A 979-nucleotide genomic window follows, 5' to 3' on the forward strand; every position below is an offset into this window, starting at 1 on the left:
CGAAACTGGACGATTGTTTTTTTCTAATAAGCGATTCATTTCCCGGAAATTCCAAACGGCTTTTTTGATCAAGTCATCAGCTTTTTCTTTAGTAATGCAGATCGGTTCGCCGGTAAATTCACGCATGTTTTCAATTTCACGAATCAACTTAATGGCTCGCTGCCGATCGTCTTCATCGTTGATATTGATGTACTGGAACATGTCCTCAAAAACAATATCCAGAATGCTTTGGATCTCCTTGATCTGCTTCTTCGTGGCACTGGTCACCTTCTTGCCGTTTGACCAGATTAAATCAAACCCAATTATGGTTCGTCCTTCTCGTTCTTCGTTATAACGGACTTCCAAATCTGTTAGGGCGTTTATTTCTTTAATAGCCACATCAAGAACAGTTTTTTTGAACCGTCCAGTATTCTCTTTATAAGTTTTTTTATTTTCAACACCAAATAATCGCATAATTGCTTCTTTCGAGATTGGTTTGTGCCAGTACCCATAATGTGCTTGTAAATAATCATAAAGTGTCCAACTAAAACTGCTGTTAAATTGAGAAGCAATTGTTAAATCTGTCGTAATAAATTTTTCTTTTAATTCGAGTATATGGGGAATAAAATCTGTACTCCAACGAAAAGTAAATTTGCCATGTTCATATTTAATTCCGTTGAACACGTTCCAGAACTCAAAATAATCATTTTCTAAATCAATGATGCTGAATTGTAGTTGAGATATTTTTTGAGCATCTTGTCTAGCGTGTTCTGTTTTATATTCGAGATCAAACTTCTTTTCAAAGTCAGCTTTTCGAAATGCAGTATTTCCATCTTTTTGAGTAGAGTAGATTGCATATGCCAACAACTGCATCTGATTTAAGCTAAGACCATGACTCAGTTTAGACATGGAAATTTCATTACTTTTCAATATACTGTTCTCGTAATTCAATAAAGTTTCTTTGCTATTTATTCTGGCCAAATACTTCACTCCCAATTAA

The 979-nt window shown here is 34.8% G+C and carries 1 protein-coding gene; it reads right to left on the reverse strand.

The genetic code is table 11. The features are described 5' to 3' along the window. Positions 1-960, reverse strand: a 960-nt coding sequence (locus tag IRE19_RS18350) for a replication initiation protein (RefSeq protein ID WP_203341458.1), incomplete at its 3' end; no start/stop codon positions are given. Positions 961-979 lie beyond the last annotated feature (19 nt).

Source organism: Planococcus beijingensis, from assembly GCF_016820615.1.
Lineage (GTDB): Bacteria > Bacillota > Bacilli > Bacillales_A > Planococcaceae > Planococcus > Planococcus notacanthi.